The sequence below is a fragment of the Persephonella sp. genome (assembly GCF_027023985.1).
Taxonomy (GTDB): Bacteria; Aquificota; Aquificia; order Aquificales; family Hydrogenothermaceae; genus Persephonella_A.
In genome coordinates, this window is record NZ_JALVTW010000037.1 from 15,610 (window position 1) to 36,509 (window position 20,900).

Below are 20,900 nucleotides of genomic sequence, written 5' to 3' on the forward strand. Positions count from 1 at the left end.
AATGTATACCTGGGAAAAGATTTTTTCTGAGATAAAAAAATACAAAAGGGAACTTATCTTGGGGCATATTTTTGCCCTTCTGGCAATTGCTGTAAGTGTTCCGACTCCTCTGTTTCTACCTTTACTGGTAGATGAAGTATTACTAAACAAACCGGGGATTTTTGTCCATACATACAACATGATTTTTGGGCAAGGTAATCCTGTAACATATACCCTTGCAGCTCTAATTATTGTTTTAATCATGAGAACCTTGTTTTTTGTGTTTAACGCACTACAGGCAAAGATTTTCACAAAAATATCCAAAAGCGTTACATATAAAATTCGGGAAGACCTGCTTAAACATATAAAAGATTTATCAATGGCTGAATTTGAGACGGTAGGAAGCGGGGCTATTGCTTCTAAGCTTATTACAGATGTTAACACCATTGATGAGTTTATAGGAAAAACAGTTAGTAGATTGCTTATCTCTGTTTTAACAATTATTGGTGTAGCTGCTGTTTTGATTATGATTAACTGGAAACTTGGGCTGCTTATAGTTTTCTTAAACCCTGTAGTTATATATTTCACCACCCTTGTTGGACGCAGGATAGGGAAACTCAAGGCAATTGAAAACAAAGCTGTAGAAAAATTTCAGGAAAAATTAACAGAAACCCTTGATTTATTCTGGCAGATAAGAGCAAGCAATAGAGAAGAATCATTTATAAATGCAGTTTTAAAAACTGCACAAGAAGTTAGAGATACAGCTATAGAGTTTGGTTGGAAAAGTGATGCAGCAGGGAGACTATCTATGCTTGTTTTCTTAGCCGGATATGAAATTTTCAGAGCAACAAGTATTCTCTTTGTTGCATACTCAGACCTTACAATCGGTCTTATGCTCGCGATTTTTGGGTATTTATGGGTAATGATGACACCTGTTCAGGAACTACTTGGGATACAGTATGCTTTTCACTCAGGGGATGCAGCTCTAAAAAGAATAAATCAGATATTCGAGATGAGAAAAGAACCTAAATATCCTCATATACTAAATCCTTTTAAAAATAGAGAAACCACTTCAGTAAAACTGAAAGATGTTTATTTTTCTTATGATGGAGAAAACTATGTCCTGAAAAATATCAACCTTAAAGCTGAAGAAGGCCAAAAAATAGCCATAGTAGGCGCAAGCGGAAGTGGTAAAACAACACTTGCACATATTATTGTTGGATTTTATCCTGTAGATAAAGGAAAGGTTTTATACGGGGATATTCCTGTTGAGGAAATTGGACTTGATGTTGTCCGTGAAAATGTGTCCCTTGTTTTGCAAATGCCTATGATGTTTAATGACACTGTCAGATTTAACCTGACACTTGGTAGAGACATTCCTGAATATAAAATATGGGAAGCTTTAGAAATAGCCCAGATGAAAGAGGTAGTAGAGGCATTACCACAAAAGCTGGATACACTTATCGGAAAAAATGGAGTTAGACTTTCGGGTGGTCAAAGACAAAGGCTGGCTATAGCCAGAATGATTTTGCAAGATCCTAAAATTGTTATTCTTGATGAATCAACATCAGCCCTTGATACCCATACAGAATATAAACTATTTAAAGCATTGCAAAAATATCTTGAGAAAAAAACAGCAATTATCATCGCCCATAGATTATCCACTGTTCAACAGGCAGATTATATCTATGTCCTTGATAAAGGGGAAATAGTAGAAGAAGGAACCCATCAGGAGCTTATGGAAAGAGAAGGCCTTTATAACCAATACATGAGGAAATATTTTTCTACAGAAACACTATAAAAATTTGGTAATTTACCGAAAATTATTAGGATAGATAAAAAAATATTAATGGAGGTATGAATGAAATTTTTATCTAACATGACCATTAAAATGAAAGTTTTAATTCTTTCTGTAATTCCTCTTCTTGCTATTCTAATTTACACCTCCATTTTTTTGTATGACCATTACAAAAGCTATTCCGAATCTCAAATCATTGAAAACAGTGTTCATCTGGCAACAAAAATATCTGCTGTTGTCCATGAACTTCAAAAAGAAAGAGGACGAACGGCAGGTTATCTTGGAAGTGGTGGAAAAAAGTTCAAATTTGAACTGCAACAACAAAGACAATTAACAGACCAAAAAATAAATCAGCTCAAAAGTTACCTAAATCAAGTTGATAAAGATGAAATTCCACAATCTACATATACAAAACTTCAAACGGCTTTATCTGAATTGAATAGATTAAATCTAATAAGGTCTCAGGTGGATAGTCTAAGTATTCCTGTAGAAGAGGCCATTAATTATTACACAAATCTAAATAAACTATTCTTGGAAACAATAGGTTCATTTGCCAAAAATAGTTCTGATGCCACTATAACAAAGGAACTTACAGCATACACAGATTTTCTTTTTGCTAAAGAAAGGATGGGAATTGAAAGAGCTGTTTTATCTGCAGTTTTTGCAGAAAATAGTTTTACACCTGCGCTTTATACCAAATTCATTTCACTTTTAAGTGAACAAAAGGCATTCCTAACTGCATTTAAAATAATAGCCCCTGATGATTTTCTCCAAAAATATCAGCAAATTGTTAGCGGCCATGTAGTTGAAGAAGTCAAAAAAATGGAAAAAATCGCTATTCAAAAAGCAAACGAGGGAAATTTTGGGATAGATCCAGCATATTGGTTTGATACTATCACACAAAAAATAAATCTGATGAAAAAAGCGGAAGATTATATGTCTGCTAGACTTCTGAAAACTATTGATGACTTACAAGCTAATGTAAAAGAAAAATTTATAGCAGATGTTATAATTTCCCTGATAGTTATAACAGTGATAGTTATAATTGGTTATCTAATTAACAAATCCATAAATACAACAATTACATTAATCCAAAAAGAACTGAAATACATAGCAGATACAAAAGATTTCACTAAGAAAGTTAGAGTGAATACAAACGATGAAATGAAAAGTATTGCCGATTCTATTAATTATCTGATAGAAGCGTCAAGAGAGGCAATAGAACAAGCTAAGATTTCAGCACAGGAGAACACATCTATCGCAGCTGAGCTTTCTGCAACTGCTTCAGAAATAGAAAAACGAGTAGAAGAAGAAAGTCAAATCGTAAATCAAACCACAACTAAAGCACATTCTATAAGAAAACCTCTTGAAGTTTCTGTGGAAAAACTTGACCAAACAAAAGACAAAATCATCAAGGCAAGCACAACCCTGGATGAAGCCAGAAACAAAATTACAGGTCTTATTGAAACAGTTAAAACCAGTGCAGCTGAAGAAGTAAAAATAGTTAGTGAACTTGAGGAACTAAAAGAAGCAACAGAGAAAACAAAAGAAGTTCTAAAACTTATTGAAGATATAGCAAACCAAACAAATCTACTTGCGTTGAACGCTGCAATTGAGGCTGCAAGGGCAGGTGAGTTTGGAAAAGGATTTGCTGTTGTCGCTGATGAAGTAAGAAATCTTGCAGAGAAATCCAGAGAATATGTTGAAAATATAACAAACACAATAATGGAACTGCTGAATCATATCAACAACATTGCCCAGAAAATATCCCAGAACGCCAACACAGTTAATAAACTTGCAGAGGAATCCTCACATGTTGAAGAAGATGTAAACACAATTAATATAATAATGAAAGAAACAGCAGATGTTTCAGAAGATGCATCAGAATCAATAAAAGCAATAGTAGAAGAAATCAAGGGCATAATAGCAGATATAGAACATATAAACGAGATATCCTCAGCAAACACAAGAAGCGTTGAAGAAATTGCCAAGGCCACGGAACACCTCTACACTATGACAGAAAATCTCAGCAAAATACTTGAAGAATTTAAAACATAGTAAAATATCAGGCAGGGCTTCCTCCTTGCCTTTTTCTTTTTTCTTCCCAAATTTTTCTTCCGTTGTCCTATAATAGATACAGATTTTTTCAGGGAGGAAGTATGGAAATATTAGAAGGTTTAAATCCCCAGCAAAAAGAAGCAGTAGAATATTTCAGTTCACCGCTTCTTGTTCTTGCAGGGGCAGGTTCAGGAAAAACAAGGGTTATAACACATAAAATAATGTATCTTGTGGAAAAATTTGGTATTCCTGTTAATAGAATACTTGCTATAACATTTACAAACAAAGCTGCCAATGAAATGAAAGAAAGGGTGGTCAAAGCCCTTGATTTACAAAATGAACCTGAATGGATAACTACATTCCATAGCCTCTCGGCAAAAATTCTTAGGATAGAGGCCCAGCATATAGGATATAAAAATGATTTTGTTATTTATGATGAAGAAGACAGCAAAAAGGTTTTAAAAGATGTGATAAAAGAGTTAGACCTTGATAGCGAGGTTTATAAACCTGAAAGACTAAAAAATATAATAAGCCAAATAAAGCAAAATCTGGATGAATCTATACTTGATTTTTACGCATTTACTATGCCCCACCTTCCAAAAATCTATCAAAAATATCAGGAGCACCTTGCATTTAGTAATGCGATGGATTTTGATGATTTGCTACTGAATGTGGTCAAGCTATTTAAAGAAAATCCTGAGATTTTGAAAAAATGGCAGGAAAAGTTTGATTATATTCTGGTAGATGAGTATCAGGACACAAACCTTGTTCAGCATGAGATTTTAAAGCTGATTGTTGGCAACAGAGATTGTATTACCGTCGTAGGAGATCCCCAGCAATGCATATACACATGGAGAGGTGCAAATCCTGAGAACATACTGGATTTTGAAAATGATTTCCCTAATACAAAAATAATAAAACTTGAAAGAAACTACCGCTCCACAGAAAAAATACTATCAGTGGCAAACAAAGTAATATCAGATATAAGAGGTCGCTGGAAAGAAAAGGTTCTAAACCTATGGACAGATAAAAAAGGTGGAGAGGATATATATCTGGTAATTCTGGAAACAGATAAAAAAGAAAGTGATTTTATAGCAAGGAAAATAAAATCAATAGTAAATGAAGAGGGGTATCAATACTCGGATTTTGCAGTGCTTGTTAGAATGTCTTACCTGTCCCGTAATATAGAAGAAGCGTTTATAAAACATAATATTCCGTATCAGGTTATAGGCGGGGTTAAGTTCTATGAAAGGGCTGAGGTAAAAGATATCCTTGCATATCTTAGATTTGCCTTAATACCAACAGATACACAGGCATTTAAAAGGATAATTAATCTGCCTTCAAGAGGAATAGGAGAAAAAACTATCCAAAAAATAAAGCAGTTTTACGAAACAGACTGGCTTCAAGCTTTACATGATGCTTATCCATCTCTATCTAAAAAAATTCAACTTAGACTTCAAGAATTTCTTGAACTGATTGAATATGTAAGAAACCACGCAAATACCTCTCCTGCAAATACAGCAAAATATGTTGTAGATGTTATCAAGTATGAGGATTATCTAATGGATAAATACAAAGACTGGGAAGATAGGATTGCCAATATCCATGAACTATTTAATGCACTAAAAGAAGTGGAAAAAAGTGGAAAAACATTTATGGAATTTTTAGAAGAAAGTTCTTTATCACAGGCTCAGGACCATCTGGAAAACTCAAATACGGTTAAAATTATGACAGTTCATGCTGCCAAAGGACTGGAATTTCCTGTTGTATTTATCGCAGGTCTGGAAGATGGAATATTCCCAAGCGGAAGGTCTTTTGAAGATATTGAACAGATGGAAGAAGAAAAAAGATTATTCTATGTGGCAATTACAAGGGCAAAGGAAAAATTATTCATGACTTATGCAAAACAGAGGGCATCTTTTAGCGGTTATCTTAATGAAACTAAGCCATCAAGATTTTTAAAAAATATAAAAGACAGTGTAAAAATACTGGCAGATAAAAATATTGTTAAAAAATCTAAAAAATCATCAAAATCTGCTACAAGCTATGGAAATAAGGCATTTTCTTCATCTTCAGATATAAGAATAGGACAGCTTGTTAAACATGATCTTTTTGGAAAAGGGGTTGTTAAATCTATTTCAGGAAACAAGGCAACGGTAATCTTTGAAAAGGTAGGAGAAAAACAAATTATGAAAGATTTTCTAAAACCAGTTTAGATTACTGATTTTCTTTTAGAACTTCTTTAACAAATTCTACAGGAAGTTCTAAAACTTCAGCTATTTTATTGGAATCCCATCCAGTTTTTTTATGCAAATTAATTACTGCTTCTTTTTGGGCTTCTAATTTACCATCTTTAAAAAGTGGATGTTTTTTTATTGTTTCTTTATCTATGGTAAGTGGCATCTTATTCTCCTCCTTTCTTAACTCCTCCATAGGTCTATATGATAATAAATTCAATAACTTCTTCAAATAGTCCCTTCTTTTTCTTTCCGGTAGTTTTGATAACTCTGTAAGTATATCCCTAAAATATTTTGATGGATTTTTGACATCACATAAAACTGCCAGTATTTTATCTGTTAAATCCTCACTTTCCAAAAGTTCTTCACATTTTATCTCTTTTATATCTTTTAAAATATAGCTAAATTTTAGGTTTTCCTTTTCAATTTTATTTTCCATTTTTAGAGGTTTTTCTCCCAGATATAAGACCATCTGAAGAATATCCTTTGATGGATATTTTTGGGAAATCAGCGTGTAATATTCCAGCATTCTAAAGGGCATATTTTTATCGTTTGTTGTCTGGAGTTCCAGATGAAAAATCTTTCCATCTTCCAATTCCACAAGGAAATCAACTCTTCTGTCTTTTACTTCCGGTAGAGATGTATCAAGTAGTTTTGTTGCAGATTTACCTGTTAATATCTGGATAAACTTTGGTGGTATCTCTTGAATTACATCCCTTAAGGTTATGTCTAATTTGGCTATTTTTTGCCTTGAAAAATTTTTATTTTATTATAACTTATACTGTTGAATGTTTGAGGGAATATAGGATTCTGAGATTATTTATCCCTCTATTGATTAAAAGAAGGGCAAAAACCCTTAGTGTTCGTTGTGTTCTTCTCCATGTCCTTTATGCATAAAGTAGATTGACACAGCAATTAGAAAAACACCAATACTCAAAAACAGGAGATTTTTAATATCTTCATACTTAAACTCAATTGCATATTTGAAAAATGTAACTATTAGAACCATAAGAATTACTTTTGCCAGCTTTTCTTTAAGCTGGTCTAATGTATGAACAACAAGTATTTTAGAGGCTTTTGTATCTTGTTCCATTGCATCTATTTTTGAAATAAATAGTTCATATAAACCAAGCCCAAATATAAGTAAAACTGTAGATATTAGATAAACGTCAACTGCAGATACTATATGCTTTATAGCTTCTTTATGAAACTCTTGGAAATAATCTATAGAAGAAAACATATGAAATGCTTCTTTAGTTACGATAAAAATATCGTAAGTTCCTATTATTACAAGAACAAATGCAGCTAAAACACTGGCAACAACAGCCAGAAACACCATAAATCTACTTTCCCATAGTATCCTCTCAACTACTTTTTCTATTACTTTGAACAATACTTAACCTCCCTTTTTGAAAAATATTTTAACAGGAAGGGGCATTACGCCCCCTGAAGAATATCACATTGTAAGATCAAGGATTTTTCCGGCTTTTTCTATGTCCTCTGAAGATGGTTTTCTGCTTTCTGGAGCTACTTCCTTAATAAGCTGAGCAAGAATATAGATAAGGGTTCCAACTATCTCAGGAAGTCTTTTTTCAAGCTCAGCTTCCAGTGGATATTTTAAAGGTGGCATTGTTGCAAGGAAGTTTAGAACATCTTCAACGGCAATTTCTTCTTCAAGTTTTCTAAATTTTTGCATAGACTCTAAGAAACCTTTTGTAAGAGGAACATCTGATTCCCAGATAACCTCTCTGGCATTATAACTTGCATTTCTTTCTCCAATTAAAAGCAAGTCATAAAGCTTTTTCTCAACTATGTCTGTAATTTCTTTAGCCTTGTTTTTGTCGATATCAAGGCCTGCTGCTTTCCTCATGAGTGCTTCCAGCTTGGCTACTCCAACAACTGCCATTTTACTGACCTCCATTTTTATTTTTTTCTTCTAAATTCAGAAGATTATACTCTACAAATGAAACTTTAGCTAATTGTTCAAGTCCCCATACAAAAAATACAGTTGTTGCTGCTCCCCAAAAAACACCTTCTATGTATTTACCGATGACCATCTCTCCTAATAAATTAAATTTCGCCATCAATGTTATCAACACAAGAAGTAGAAAAATTCCGTAATAGGCATATCTGTAGTAATCTAAATCTTTAAGTGCCAGAATAAGCAAAGCCTTAAAGGAAAATTCTTTTATCATCTCTTCAGGTTGCTTGTTTTCCAGCTTTTTTTCTAATTTTTGTCTGTCCGCTGAGGTAATCTGCTTAAAGGAAATAACATGGTCAAGGAGATTTGCAATCCAGCCATATCCAAACAACAATCTATTTCCCAGTATCAAAAATGATACAAGACCAAGCAGATATGCAAATTCAACAGATGTTGCTGTTAATACCAGCACAGAAAACCCATAAAAAAGCATTAAGATTAAAATGCCGAAGGTAAACCAGAATATAAACCAGGCAATTTTTTCATAATTCATTATTTACCCTCCTTTTTGCCTGAAACTCCATATTCATAACCATGCTTAACAAAATATTCATCCTTAGATAAAGGATGAACATACTTTAAGGTTGTATTAACGATATCTCCTGTTTTTAACTCTGGAGTTCCTTTTTTCAGTTTTATTGCCACTGTTGTTATTCCCATAGGAACCAGTGGAATATTTACAGGGATATTCTCAACTTTGTAAGCCTTTTGAGAGGTCTGTTTTCCCGGTTTAAATATAAAGGATTCCTGTTTAACTGTTAATGGTAATGTTCCTGGGTTCATAACAGATAGAATTACCGAGTGTGAAGGCTTATCATAAACAGCTCCTATAACAATTGGAGAAGCCGGAATTTTTCCAACAGCCTCAATGGTATTGTTATAAGTAATATAACTACCTATTCCCCAGCCAAGCATAATAGCAATAATTGAACTGACAAAAAACAATACTACTCTGTTCATATTTATCCTCCTTTTATTTGATTTAGATTTTTTATAAAAATGAGCAGGCCTGAGGCCTGCTTAAGAAAAGTTTATTTTATGCTTGTTTGTGTAGAGCTTTTTTTGAGTTTCTCTATGTTTTCAAAAAGGGATTTAAACTTCTCTTTAGTTCCTGTTTTTGCTTTAATTTCTTTTTCAAGTTTTTCAATCTGGTCTATAAGTGGCTTAATATCTTTGTCATTTCTTACATAACCAAGAACTTTTGCCAACTTAATCTGTCTTTTAGCTTCCTCAAGCAGTTTTAGAGCTTGCTCTGGTTTGTCTTTAAAGCGTTTTGATGCATCTTCTACAAGGAGTGAAGCAATTGCAATAGGTTCTGGAATGATAGTTGTATCAATTTCTATAGTATTCATAGCTACCTGAAGTTGAGAAATGGCATTTTTAACCTTTCCTTCTTCCAAAAATTTATAAGCAAGATCTATAGCTTGCTTGTAAAGCCCTATTGGCAGATAAGCTGTTTCAATAACTATTTCATCTCTTAATGCATTTAATAAAATTCTTGCCTGAACAAAATCATTATTTTTGACTGCTTCCTTTACCTGCTGTGCAAGTTTTTGTGCTTGTTTTATGTCTGTAATTCCAACTACTTCATTAACTACAGCGTCAATCGGTAATCTGTCCATTTTACCGTGATATTGTTTTTCTAACTTATCAACCCTTTCTTTGAGAGCCTTTAAAGCCTTTTTAGCTTCATCAACTTTGTTATGGGTAAGTAAAAATAGAACTCTGTTTCCTTCTGCATATATGCTTGCAGCTTCTTTGATTATTTTTTGCAATTCTTGCTCTCTTACTTTTTGGGTGCTTCTTTTACCGGAACTTTTTATAAGAGAGCTTGCTGTTTCCTGTTTTTGCTTTATGTTTAATTTTTTATTTTCTTCTTTTGCAAAAACAGGTGAAGCTATAATTGCTGCCGATAAAACAGCGCTTAATAATCTTCTCATGGCTCACCTCCTTTGGTTTAATCAATTTTTTTGTTTTTCAAAAAAAATAAAAAGGGCACGCAGCCCTTTTGTATTAAGTGTTTCCTCTCAGGCCTTCTAATTCTTTTTTTAGATATTCTTCTGCTTCTTTTTTGCTGACCTCTACCATTAAAACCCCTGTGTTGATAAAAAACCTCCTATTTTCTGGCAGTTGTTTAAGTAGTTCAAGACTCTTTTTAAGCTGTTCTTCTAATAATTCTTTTTCTTCCATGACTATCCTCTCTTATTTAGAGGATTTGCCCTCTTCCTGCCCTATTTCCCTTGTTTTTTGGAGCAGTTCTTCTGTTTTTGTATAAGCTTCTGCTATAGCTTCCTCAAGTGTTCTTCTAAGAGCTTGGAGAGAAGCTATTTCTTTTGCTATTTGTGTTAAAGCTTCTTCTGCATTAAGTTCTGCAGATATTCCGGAGCCTATGCTGACTACTACCCTGTCTGGATTTTCTATTTTTGCCTCAATCTGTGCTCCAGCTCCAATCGGAATGAGGATATTCTTACCTTTACCAAGGTCTCTCAGATTGTTTATTGTTTTGATTGCAGTTCTGTAAGTTGCTATATTTTCATCAATAACTGCAATTTCAGCTCTGAGAGCCTCAATTTGAGCAATATATCCTCTTAGCTCTCTGCTGAGTTCTTCTGTTGTAGGTTGTTTTTTTACCTCTTTTTTTGCCATGGCTATCACCTCCTTTTATTTGATTTTTATTTCTACCCAACCTGTTGTTTGTTTTTCTTGTGGCAGATAAAGGACATAACGGGATCTTATATCTACCTTTAATTCTTTTAAAAGCTTTTCACGAACTTCTTTTATCCTCCAGAAAAACAGCAAATCCCCTTTAAACGAAACCTCTGTCCACATACCTATACGAAGTGGAATATCCCATTTTTTAAGGTCATTAATTAGTGGTTCGTAGAAAATAGAGGCAAGGGGATGGTCTTTTAAAAAGCTATGTTCTATTTTTGCAAGTGCTTCTGCATAAGAATGTGCTGCCGCTTTGAGCTTTTCAAGATGTGGACTTTTAATCTCAAGGGGAATAATGCCTTTGAAAACTTCTGTTTTAAAGCCTTTTATATCTTCCCAGTTTTTTAGGTCAAAGACTTCTATATATTTTTCCTGTATATCTTTTTCTGGAAGGTATGTTTTCTCAGGGATATCCAGCTGGTCTAAAACAGGATATTTGCTCAGGACTATTTCCTTTACCTTGTCAGAAACATCTTCAAATTTAACATCTGAACTTAAAAGATATTTTTTGACTTTGTTTTCTATCTCTTTGTCTTTTTTTACGTAATAGAAAATAACCGCCGAGGTTATTGCTTCTGTAAAAAGATTTCTTGGGAGGAATGGTTTACCTTCCTCATCCCTTGGAAATCCATGACGGTTGAATATAACAGGTGTCCAGCAGATAAGTTCCATCTCTCCCTTCCCCTCTACTTAAATGCTGCTAGCAGTTTATCTGCTTTTTCTGCTATATCAATGTCAAACAGGGCTATAGTTGGTAATAACCATGACACCCTAAATCTTGCATCCCCATCCTTATTCTCTCCCCAGTAAGAGAGAGCTACCCTTCCAAATCCTGCGTCTTTTTCAAGGTCTTTTGCTCCCCTTAAAAATCTCCTTGCTACGTTTGGAAGCTGCTCATAAGGAACAGGTTTTCCTTCTTGACCTCTTTGTTTTACAAGTTCAAGAGCTGTTCCTACATTTCTTAATGCCTCAATGAGATTATGGAGTTTGTGTTTTTTGAAATAGGCAAGAAGAATACTACCTGCTGGAACTCTAAGAATTTCTATATTTTCTTCTCCTTCCCTCAATTCCCCTACCAGATACGCCCTTCCATGCATCATCTCAATATGGGCGAATATCTTTTTGTTTTTTGGAAGTTCATGGATGATTTCTTCTACTTCGTAATGAACATCTTCTTCTGTGTATTTGTCTCCTGCTTCTCTTTTTCCTGCCTCTGCAGTGAAATAGGTAGTTTCTCCACCTTTTTTACCGAATAAAAGGTCAAACCCCCATCTTTTGAGAGCTTTTAGTTTAAACTCCCTTTCTTTTTCTGGTTGTCCCAGTGTTTCAAATACAAGCGTGTTTATTGCCTGTAATTCTCTTAGTTCCACAATGTTCATCTGGCCTCTCCTAACTATTTATATTTTTTAATGTATATAATTACAATTTATTTCTAATAAAAATATTGTCAAGTTTTTTTAGTAGAAAAAACTAAAATTTATACTGATATGAGTCATGAGCTTTAAAATCAATAATTAGCCAGTTTCCACAATTAAGACAAAAATCATAAAAAGCAAATCTTAAGCTATGTAAAATGCTTTGAAACTTAATTAAAAAAGTAGGAGGTAACACTATGGCAGTAACAGTTAACTTAAAAGGAAATCCAGTTGCTTTAGCAGGGCCTGAAATCAATGTTGGAGACAGAGCCCCAGAAGCAGTTGTTGTTGCTTCTGACCTTTCAGAAAAAACAATTGGTGGTGCAAAAGGAAAACCACAACTTATTATCACTGTTCCATCACTTGACACACCTGTATGTGAAACAGAAACTAAAAAGTTCAATGAGCTTGTTGCAGGACTCGATATTGATGTAACAGTTGTTTCTATGGACTTACCATTTGCAGAAAAAAGATTTTGTGAATCTTACAGCATTGGCAATGTAACAGTTGCTTCTGACTTTAGATACAGAGATATGGAAAAATACGGTGTTCTTATTGCAGAAGGAGCTCTTAAAGGAATTTTAGCAAGAGCTGTTTTTGTTGTTGATGCTGAAGGAAAAGTTGTTTATAAGCAACTTGTTCCTGAAATCACAGAAGAGCCTAACTACGACGACGTTTTAGCTTGCGTAAAATCTTTATAAATAAAAAGGGGCTTAATGCCCCTCTTTCTTTTCTAAAACCTTTCTCCTAAAATCATTTACCTTTTTTAAATCTTCTCCTCTATAGAGATGCAAAGGCGGATAATAGGTAGAAGCAAAAAGTTCAAATCCTAAGGCTACAGCCCTAACACAAAAATGTCTATCTTCTCCCCAAAGTGATAAGTTATAAAGTGGTTTAAAAGAAACTCCCTTCTCTAAAGCTTTTTTGCTTATTAAAGTACAGGCACCTAAGCCTCCAACTTTATATATTCCTTTTTTCTTCAGTTTTTTTATAAATTTCAATGCTTTTTTAGATTTTATTTCTTCTGGAGCATTTACATACTTTACTTCAAAAAGATTATATTGGTCAGATAACCATACCTGTGGATATTCCATAGAATCTGTAGGTTTCCATTTAGTCCAGAAAACCTCGGAAATTATATCTTTCCCTGTAGAAATTAGATGTTTTATTGTTTGCGGATATAACAGCAAATCTGAATCAACGAAAAACAGGTAATCATAATTTTTTTCTCTTGCATAATCAATTATCCTGTCCTTAAAATCAGCTACTTTCCAAATCAGATTATCTGTCCAGTGATGTGTAATATCATCGCATTTGTATTCATCATTTGAACCATACCAGGATTTTTCTAATATTACCCTATCTGTTTTATTTCTAAAGTTTTCCAACAAATTTTTAGATGCTTCTTCAACATTATCATCTATGAAGAAAAAATCTAAGTTCTCAAAATATTCCAGATACGTCAGGAACTCAAGAAAATACTTTAAAATCTCTGGTTTTTGCCTTATCGGTGAACCAACCAAAACTTTCATTGCTTTACCTAAAAATACTTTGTAAAGGATTAACTGTAAGCTGTTTATTTTTATAAGAATTTATTGCTTCAACAGCAGCTTTCGCAGCTCTTATTGTTGTAAAATAAGGAACTTTATGTTCTACTGCAGCTCTTCTTATAAAATATGCATCAGACCTTTCCCTTTTACCTGAAGGGGTATTAATTATCATTTTGATTTCACTATTTCTAATTCTGTCAACAACGTTTGGTCTTTCTTCTGATAATTTACTTACCCTTATTGAAGGAATTCCTTTTTCAGTTAAATATTTATGGGTTCCTTCTGTTGCGTATATTGTAAATCCCATATCTACAAGCTTTTTCGCAACATCAACGACCTGAGGCTTATCCCTATCGGCTACTGATATAAATACTATCCCTTCCGTTGGAAGTATTGAGCCTGCTGCTGCCTGAGCTTTCCAGAATGCCATTCCAAAATCCTCATCTATTCCCATTACCTCACCTGTGGATTTCATCTCAGGTCCCAGTAGTGGGTCAACTTCTGGAAATCTGTTCCATGGAAATACCACTTCTTTGATTGAGTATCTTTTGAAATTTTTATCCCTGAAATCTGAGGCTGGATGGGGTTCTTTTATCTCAAACACTTCAGGAACTATTTCTCTAAGTTTTTTACCTATTATGATTTTTGAAGCAATTTTTGCCAGCGGATAGCCTATTGCTTTACTTACAAATGGAACTGTTCTTGAAGCCCTTGGATTAACCTCAATAACATAAATTTCATTATCTTTTACTGCATACTGAACATTCATAAGACCTTTAACATCAAGGGATTTAGCGAGTTCTCTTGTTTGCCTTTTAACTTCATTTATAATCTCATCTGGCAGTGTATATGGAGGAATACAGGTTGCACTATCTCCTGAGTGAATTCCTGCTTCTTCTATATGCTCCATAACAGCTCCAACCAGAACATCTTCTCCATCAGAAACAGCATCAACATCAAGTTCAACAGCATCTTCCAGAAATCTGTCTATCAAGAGAGGTTTATCTTCTGATACATAAACAGCTTCTTCTATATACTCCAGAAGCTCTGCTGTATCATAAACAAGTCTCATTGCCCTTCCACCTAAAACATAAGAAGGTCTAACAAGCACCGGATAGCCTATTTTTTCCGCTGTTAGAATTGCTTCTTCCTTTGACCTCGCTATACCGCTTTCAGGCTGTTTTAGACCAAGTTTTATAATTAGTTCCCTAAATCTTTCCCTGTCTTCTGCAATATCAATACTTTCAGGAGAAGTTCCGAGGATGTTTATACCTGCATTTTGTAATGGAACTGCCAGTTTTAAAGGTGTTTGTCCACCAAACTGGACAACTACCCCTATTGGTTGTTCACTCTCTATAATATTTACAACATCTTCATAAACTATAGGTTCAAAAAATAGTTTGTCCGATGTGTCATAATCAGTTGAAACTGTTTCAGGGTTGCAGTTTACCATTATCGCTTCATAACCTTCCTCTTTTAAAGCCCATACACAATGGACACAGGCATAATCAAACTCTATACCCTGTCCTATTCTATTTGGACCACTGCCTAATATAATTACCTTTCCTTTTTTCATAAACTCCTCCTATTTGATAAAAATTCTTATGCCTGCGATGCCATAGGCTCCTGTTTTTAAAACTTCAGGTATTTTATCTTCTGTAATTCCTCCAAGGGCATAAACAGGAATATTAACCTTCTGGACCACTTCTTTTAAAGCTTCTAATCCTTTAGGCTCTCCTTTCCCGGGAGTTTCAAATATCGGGGAAAATGTTATATAATCTGCCCCTGCCTTTTCTGCTTCAATTGCTTCTTCAACAGAATGACAGGATTTACCAACAATTAACTCCGGAAACTTATGCTTTATAACCTCAATCGGAACAGACTTTGAAGGCAAATGAACACCATTAGCACCTGTCAAAACAGCTATATCAACTCTATCATTAATAAAAAATGAGGTGTCATATCCTTTTAGAAGATTTGATAATTTCTGTGCAAGGTAAAAAAGCTGGTCAGAGGATAAATCCTTTTCCCTTAATTGAAACATTCGGATGCCTGCATCAAGCATCCTTTTTATCTGGGTTTCAAAGTCATATTTGAACTGTTTTCTGTCAGTTATTGCATAATATTTTTTTAGAAATGCCTGCATTACTCACCTTTATCTAGATAAACTACCAGACCAAAAACAGCAACAGCAAATATAACCATGCCTATGATTATTGCCGGAAACCAGAAACCTGGATCCATAATTATCCTCCGAAATTAGTGCTGTATAATATTTTAAAATAAAACTCTGGAGTAAATCTATGATACCTGAAGAACTTATCCAAATACTTGCCTGTCCTGAATGTAAAGGGGAACTTTTATACCTAAAAGATGTTTTTGTTTGTGAAAATTGTATGCTTAAATTTGAAATTATAGATGATATTCCTGACTTTCTCCCGGATGATGCCCAAAAAATAACACAAGAAGAGCTGGAAAAATTAAAAAATGAAGGATAATATTCTGGCCTTTTTAAAGGCTGTTTTGCTTATTGTTATTCTATTTTTGCCTATATATCTAATCTCTCCATCGGAAAAACAAAATTCTGAATACAGTATCAAAAAGGTAAATCCTGACCAGTTCAATGTTGAGATAGGTATTGAAGGGGGGACTCTGAAAAAAGCCCTTGCCGGTGATGCAAAAACCCTTAATCCTGTAATGGCACAGGAAACAACCTCAACAGCAATGATAGGAATGATGTTTAACGGCCTAACCAAAACCAATGTAAAAACCTTACTACCTGAGCCCGACCTTGCAGAGAGCTGGGAAAGGGACAAAACAGGAACCATATGGATTTTTCATCTGAGAAAAAATGCAAAATGGTTTGATGGAAAACCTGTTACTGCAGATGATGTTGTATTTACCTATAACCAGATTTATTATAACCCTGATATCCCCACCTCAGTTAAGGATATGCTTTATATAGAAGGTAAAAAATTTATTGTAGAAAAAATTGACAAATACACAGTTAGATTTAAAATACCAAAACCATTTGCACCCTTTTTACAGGCTGTCGGGGAACCAATACTACCTAAGCATATCTTGGAAAAAAGTGTAAAAGATAAAACCTTCACTTCAACATGGGGAGTAAACACAGACCCTAACAAAATAATAGGCACAGGTCCATATAAACTTGTTGAGTATGTAATAGGACAGTATGCAATATACGAGAGAAATCCTTACTATTGGGAAAAAGACCAAAAAGAACAGAAACTTCCTTATATAACAAAAATAAAAGCCCAGATAATAGGCGACCCTGACGTTAGGTTAATAAAATTTGTTTCAGGTGAAATAGATTACTACGGAGTCAGACCTTCTGATCTTCCTGAGCTATTACCAAAGGCTAAGGAAAAAAACTTTACAATTTATAATTTAGGTCCTACACCATCAACAACATTTGTTGTTTTTAATCAGAACCCTAAAGCCCCTATTCCTAAATACAAGCTAAAATGGTTCAGAAACAAAAAATTCAGACAGGCAATTTCATACGCAGTTGATAGAAAAGGGATAATAAACATAGCTTATAATGGCCTTGCATATCCGATTTATACAGGAGTTACCCCTGCAAACAGAAGACTATACGATGAAAACTACTATCCTAAATACCCTTTTAACCTAAAAAAAGCAAAACAGCTTTTAATCGAAGCAGGTTTCCACGAAGGAAAAGATGGATATCTGTATGACGCTGAAGGGCACAAATTACAGTTTACCCTTATAACAAACTCAGGAAATAAAGAAAGGGAAATAATCGGAAATATCCTGAAAGACGACCTGAAAAGAATAGGCATTGAAGTTAATTTTCAGGCTATAGATTTTAATAATCTTGTAAGCAGGCTGATGTCTAATTACGATTGGGAAGCAGTAATAATCGGTTTGACCGGTAGTATGGATCCTTATTTCGGCCAAAATGTATGGCTTTCTTCCGGACATCTTCACATGTGGTATCCTGCCCAGAAAAAACCTGCGACAAAATGGGAAGCAGAAATAGACAGATTATTCCAGCAGGCTGCTGTAGAACTTGATCCTAAAAAGAGGGATATGCTTTATAAAAAAGCTTTTAGAATAATAGGAGAGGAGCAGCCTATGATATTTATAGCTGCTCCTGAAGAACTTCTTGCAGTTAAAAATAAACTTAAAAATGTATTTCCAACCGTTTGGGGATGGTATAAAGATGAGTATGTTTATATAAAACCTTAATCATTGTTTAACCTTTACACTACTTGTATCCAAAGATAGAATAAGTTTTAGTAATTTTCTTAATTCATCTGGTGGAATAGACCTTTGTCTCGGCATATAGATAGCCCTTGGTTTCATACCATATTTTTCAGGACCAATTTTTTGCCATTTTCCAAAGCTTGCAAATTTAACACTCTTAAATAGCTTTTCAACTGCATTAGGCTGTCCTTGATATTCTTTTGCTATTACCCTGTAAGGAATAGAGTTTTTAGGCTTATCAATATCATGACAGGCAAGGCATCCATATTTACCGGCAATCTGTCTGATTTCCTTTTCAATTTCTTTCTGGTCTTTGGCTACAGCAAAGGAACTTAGAACACATAAGCTAACGAGCCCTGCAATTAATTTTTTCATAATAATCCCTCCATTTGAGATTATAGTGATACTTTTAAGATTAAGGAAATATCGGTTAGTTAGCACTAATCAGAATCAAAGGTTGATAAAAATCAAATATTGATTATCAATGACTTACGAGATTAAACACCTTTGCACAAAACTCAAGGTCAGATGTTAGCTTCAAAGCATAATTGAGAGAATTATGCACAGCAAAACTGCCATGTGTTTTGATGATAATAATATTGTGAGGATTATTTGAGAAAAAATCAGAAACAGCTTCAGCCAGCTCAGGTGAAGCACTGGGATACTCAGGCAATATAGGAACTTCCTTTAAAAATAGCTTTCCTTCATTATCAACAGGGACAAACTTTTCCCCTACTTTAAAACTCAAAGCAACAGCATTAACAGGATGTGCATGAATTATAGCTTTATAGTCAGTTTTCTGATAAACGGCTCTATGGACTATCAGCTCTGAAGAAGCTATTTTATCTACTTCTGAAGCCTTATATACAGGGACCTTAACAATATCATTTTCCGTTAGATACCCAAGCATTGCACCTGTTCTTGTGATATAGATTGTGTTTCCATCTCTAACACTGATATTACCTGCATGGGAATTAACAAGGCCTTCTTTATATAAAACCTTCCCTGTAAATATAATCTCATCTATTATGCTCATTTTGTATAAACACTCCAAAAAAATGTTGCTCTTTTTCCTGTTTTTTTATTAATACATTTTATACCTATTCTGTTTTTCCATTTTCTAAGTTTCTGAATTCCATCTATGAAAAGGATATCATCTTTCTTTTTAGCCCTTTTCCAGCCAATTTCAGTTAGATAAATCTGACAGTTTTTGTATATTTGAGGATTTTTTATTTTGACCTGAATTATTTTAGGAGGATTTTCAGGAAGATACCCAATATCAGGTTTATGGCTTATAACCGGCAAAACCTCTGTGTTTAAAACAAGCCTAAAATGTTTCATACTTGCCCAACTACCAACAATTGCCTGCCTCTGTATAAGATACAGGGGAGTGTTTTTATCCACATTTTGAGGGTCTTGGGAAAGCATTACTTTATATCCCATAGATTTCAGAACTTCTATATATGGTTTCGTATATTCTCCATAAGGATATGCATATATTTTAGGAATATATCCCAGTAATTTTTTTAGTTTTTTTTCAGCTTTTTCTGTGTCCTTTTTGATAAATTCTTCATATTTTTCAGGGGACATTTTTACCATTAATCTGGCAAATCTGGCATGGGAATAGGAATGATTACCAAATGAAACAAGTTTGTCTTTTTTTAGTATTCTTAGCTCTTCCTTGGTCAAAAATGCAGGGTACCTTGCAATACCTTCCATTCCCAGAAAAATAGTAAACGGAAAACCGTATTTTTTCAGTATTCTGTAAGCCTTCATAGTTGAACGATAACCATCATCTATAGTAATCACAACAGTTTTGGGAGGAATTTCTTTTTTATTTTCAAGGTAATTAATTAGCTGCTTTAAAGGAATTACATTGTATCCATTTTCTTTGAGATATCTCATCTGTTTTTCAAAAACTTTTGTTGATATAGAGGTTGTAGGGTATTTGTTTTCGTCAAACCTATGATAGATTAAAACCGTTGCATATCCGGCATAAGCCTTAATGGATGTAAGCAGGAGAAAGACGGCAGTTATCATATTTGGTAAGATGGTTAGTTTTAATAACAATTTTAATCTTTTCAACATACCTCTCCCTTAATATTGAGTATTTTTCAAGATAGTTAGAAAGTAAAAGGGGATCATCTGTTTTCAGTCTTACCAGTCTAAATTTTTTATAAGCCCAGCTCATATTTATGCTGTAGTAATAATCCCATACTGAATCAAGTAAGCTTGGATAAGCTTTGAGATAAACATTTGATTTGCTGGCTTTTATTTTTGAGGCGTATTTTTTATTGAAAGTCCATACACCAAAAATATTATTGGCCTCTACAAAAAATCTTGATGTTCCCCATCCACTTTCTATTGCTGCCTGTGCAAGAACAATGCTAACAGGATTGACATTCATTTTTTCTAAAAGTTCGTTAAGGGTTTCGGCTTTATATTTTTCCATAAGTTCTTTTATTTTTTCTTCTTCATTAGGTAACAGATATTTCCCGTCTTCTATTTTTTTCTTAACATATAGGACAAAATCTCTGTTTTGTTTGATATAAAAATTAACAATTAAAATAGAAGGCAAAACCATATCTATGAATTTTTTCTTTCTTTCAGGAATAGGTAGTCTGCCAAGAGAAATCACCTTTGTATAAGTAACAGGAACTACTGCAGAACAGTTCACCGGGACTATATCAGAATATCTGTGGATGGTTCTGTATAAGACAATAACTTTCTTGAACTTAAATGCCTTTTCTAATTCTTCTTTCTTAATAATTCTGTAAGTTCTAACATCATGGATAGCCTTCAAAAGCACAATAAAAAAAAGAAAAGAAACTAAAAAGATTGTTATTTTTTCCCTACCGGAAAGCCTTTTGTAAAAAATTCTTAATTTCCTATAAAAATTATCAATTCTATCCATAA

General features: G+C 33.9%; 23 protein-coding genes. 6 read left to right on the top strand and 17 right to left on the bottom strand.

Translation table 11 applies throughout. From position 1 onward, the window contains the following. The first annotated feature begins 1 nt into the window (after window position 1). The 3 genes from MVE07_RS09960 (at window position 2) to MVE07_RS09970 (ending at window position 6,051) form a co-directional block, all read left to right on the top strand. A complete protein-coding gene (locus MVE07_RS09960) occupies window positions 2-1,780 on the top strand; it encodes an ABC transporter ATP-binding protein (protein WP_297457099.1) in 1,779 nt (592 codons plus the stop codon). A 60-nt stretch (window positions 1,781-1,840) separates the two neighbouring features. Next, window positions 1,841-3,835 (top strand): methyl-accepting chemotaxis protein, encoded by a 1,995-nt coding sequence (locus MVE07_RS09965; protein WP_297457100.1) that lies wholly within the window; start codon window positions 1,841-1,843, stop codon window positions 3,833-3,835. A 101-nt stretch (window positions 3,836-3,936) separates the two neighbouring features. Continuing rightward, window positions 3,937-6,051 (top strand): UvrD-helicase domain-containing protein, encoded by a 2,115-nt coding sequence (locus tag MVE07_RS09970; RefSeq protein WP_297457101.1) that lies wholly within the window; start codon window positions 3,937-3,939, stop codon window positions 6,049-6,051. A 1-nt stretch (window position 6,052) separates the two neighbouring features. Here MVE07_RS09970 and MVE07_RS09975 read toward each other — a convergent pair whose 3' ends face one another. The 10 genes from MVE07_RS09975 to MVE07_RS10020 form a co-directional block, all read right to left on the bottom strand. Continuing rightward, complete coding sequence (locus MVE07_RS09975; RefSeq protein WP_297457102.1) at window positions 6,053-6,667, bottom strand: hypothetical protein; 615 nt, start codon at window positions 6,665-6,667, stop codon at window positions 6,053-6,055. A 261-nt stretch (window positions 6,668-6,928) separates the two neighbouring features. Then, the gene (locus MVE07_RS09980) at window positions 6,929-7,465 is read right to left on the bottom strand and encodes a YqhA family protein (RefSeq protein ID WP_297457103.1); all 537 of its coding nucleotides are present in this window, start codon (window positions 7,463-7,465) and stop codon (window positions 6,929-6,931) included. A gap of 63 nt (window positions 7,466-7,528) precedes the next feature. Beyond that, on the bottom strand, window positions 7,529-7,978 hold the full coding sequence (locus MVE07_RS09985) for a DUF1931 family protein (RefSeq protein WP_297457104.1): 450 nt from the start codon (window positions 7,976-7,978) through the stop codon (window positions 7,529-7,531). A gap of 1 nt (window position 7,979) precedes the next feature. Further along, on the bottom strand, window positions 7,980-8,546 hold the full coding sequence (locus MVE07_RS09990; protein WP_297457105.1) for a hypothetical protein: 567 nt from the start codon (window positions 8,544-8,546) through the stop codon (window positions 7,980-7,982). Next, window positions 8,546-9,013, bottom strand: coding sequence for a hypothetical protein (locus tag MVE07_RS09995; protein WP_297457106.1), 468 nt, complete (start codon window positions 9,011-9,013; stop codon window positions 8,546-8,548). The genes MVE07_RS09990 and MVE07_RS09995 overlap by 1 nt, the downstream gene beginning before the upstream one ends. A gap of 71 nt (window positions 9,014-9,084) precedes the next feature. Then, window positions 9,085-9,993 (bottom strand): YfdX family protein, encoded by a 909-nt coding sequence (locus MVE07_RS10000; RefSeq protein WP_297457118.1) that lies wholly within the window; start codon window positions 9,991-9,993, stop codon window positions 9,085-9,087. A gap of 73 nt (window positions 9,994-10,066) precedes the next feature. After that, on the bottom strand, window positions 10,067-10,243 hold the full coding sequence (locus tag MVE07_RS10005; RefSeq protein ID WP_297457121.1) for a hypothetical protein: 177 nt from the start codon (window positions 10,241-10,243) through the stop codon (window positions 10,067-10,069). Window positions 10,244-10,255: 12 nt separating this feature from the next. Beyond that, on the bottom strand, window positions 10,256-10,699 hold the full coding sequence (pfdA, locus tag MVE07_RS10010) for a prefoldin subunit alpha (protein ID WP_297457123.1): 444 nt from the start codon (window positions 10,697-10,699) through the stop codon (window positions 10,256-10,258). A 15-nt stretch (window positions 10,700-10,714) separates the two neighbouring features. Then, window positions 10,715-11,437: a hypothetical protein gene (locus MVE07_RS10015; protein ID WP_297457126.1), complete on the bottom strand. Its 723-nt coding sequence runs from the start codon at window positions 11,435-11,437 to the stop codon at window positions 10,715-10,717. A 14-nt stretch (window positions 11,438-11,451) separates the two neighbouring features. Beyond that, window positions 11,452-12,144: a TIGR00703 family protein gene (locus MVE07_RS10020; RefSeq protein WP_297457128.1), complete on the bottom strand. Its 693-nt coding sequence runs from the start codon at window positions 12,142-12,144 to the stop codon at window positions 11,452-11,454. Between the two features lie 233 nt (window positions 12,145-12,377). Between MVE07_RS10020 and tpx the strand changes: the two genes are divergently transcribed. Continuing rightward, complete coding sequence (gene tpx, locus MVE07_RS10025) at window positions 12,378-12,881, top strand: thiol peroxidase (RefSeq protein WP_297457131.1); 504 nt, start codon at window positions 12,378-12,380, stop codon at window positions 12,879-12,881. Between the two features lie 12 nt (window positions 12,882-12,893). Here the strand turns inward: tpx and MVE07_RS10030 are convergent, their stop codons facing one another. Genes MVE07_RS10030 through thiE form a run of 3 tightly spaced genes read right to left on the bottom strand, consistent with a single transcriptional unit; the run spans window position 12,894 to window position 15,876 of the window. Further along, on the bottom strand, window positions 12,894-13,712 hold the full coding sequence (locus MVE07_RS10030; protein WP_297457134.1) for a glycosyltransferase family A protein: 819 nt from the start codon (window positions 13,710-13,712) through the stop codon (window positions 12,894-12,896). A gap of 4 nt (window positions 13,713-13,716) precedes the next feature. Continuing rightward, entirely contained in the window at window positions 13,717-15,306 is a 1,590-nt protein-coding gene (gene carB / locus MVE07_RS10035) for a carbamoyl-phosphate synthase large subunit (RefSeq protein ID WP_297457136.1), read from the bottom strand. A gap of 9 nt (window positions 15,307-15,315) precedes the next feature. Next, window positions 15,316-15,876 carry a thiamine phosphate synthase gene (gene thiE, locus MVE07_RS10040; RefSeq protein WP_297457139.1) on the bottom strand — a complete coding sequence of 187 codons (561 nt, stop codon included), beginning with the start codon at window positions 15,874-15,876 and terminating at the stop codon, window positions 15,316-15,318. Window positions 15,877-16,033: 157 nt separating this feature from the next. Between thiE and MVE07_RS10045 the strand changes: the two genes are divergently transcribed. Continuing rightward, on the top strand, window positions 16,034-16,228 hold the full coding sequence (locus MVE07_RS10045; RefSeq protein WP_297457141.1) for a Trm112 family protein: 195 nt from the start codon (window positions 16,034-16,036) through the stop codon (window positions 16,226-16,228). Further along, window positions 16,218-17,966: an ABC transporter substrate-binding protein gene (locus MVE07_RS10050; RefSeq protein ID WP_297457144.1), complete on the top strand. Its 1,749-nt coding sequence runs from the start codon at window positions 16,218-16,220 to the stop codon at window positions 17,964-17,966. Before MVE07_RS10045 ends, MVE07_RS10050 begins: the two co-directional genes overlap by 11 nt. On the opposite strand, the gene MVE07_RS10055 is transcribed toward MVE07_RS10050, so the two are convergent. The 4 genes from MVE07_RS10055 to MVE07_RS10070 form a co-directional block, all read right to left on the bottom strand. Continuing rightward, a complete protein-coding gene (locus tag MVE07_RS10055; protein WP_297457147.1) occupies window positions 17,967-18,359 on the bottom strand; it encodes a flagellar biosynthesis protein FlgI in 393 nt (130 codons plus the stop codon). It lies immediately after the preceding gene. A gap of 106 nt (window positions 18,360-18,465) precedes the next feature. Beyond that, a complete protein-coding gene (locus MVE07_RS10060; RefSeq protein ID WP_297457149.1) occupies window positions 18,466-19,020 on the bottom strand; it encodes a class II aldolase/adducin family protein in 555 nt (184 codons plus the stop codon). After that, a complete protein-coding gene (locus MVE07_RS10065) occupies window positions 19,017-20,069 on the bottom strand; it encodes a polysaccharide deacetylase family protein (protein WP_297457151.1) in 1,053 nt (350 codons plus the stop codon). Before MVE07_RS10065 ends, MVE07_RS10060 begins: the two co-directional genes overlap by 4 nt. Beyond that, the gene (locus MVE07_RS10070) at window positions 19,987-20,898 is read right to left on the bottom strand and encodes a glucosaminidase domain-containing protein (RefSeq protein ID WP_297457153.1); all 912 of its coding nucleotides are present in this window, start codon (window positions 20,896-20,898) and stop codon (window positions 19,987-19,989) included. Before MVE07_RS10070 ends, MVE07_RS10065 begins: the two co-directional genes overlap by 83 nt. Between the last annotated feature and the right edge of the window lie 2 nt (window positions 20,899-20,900).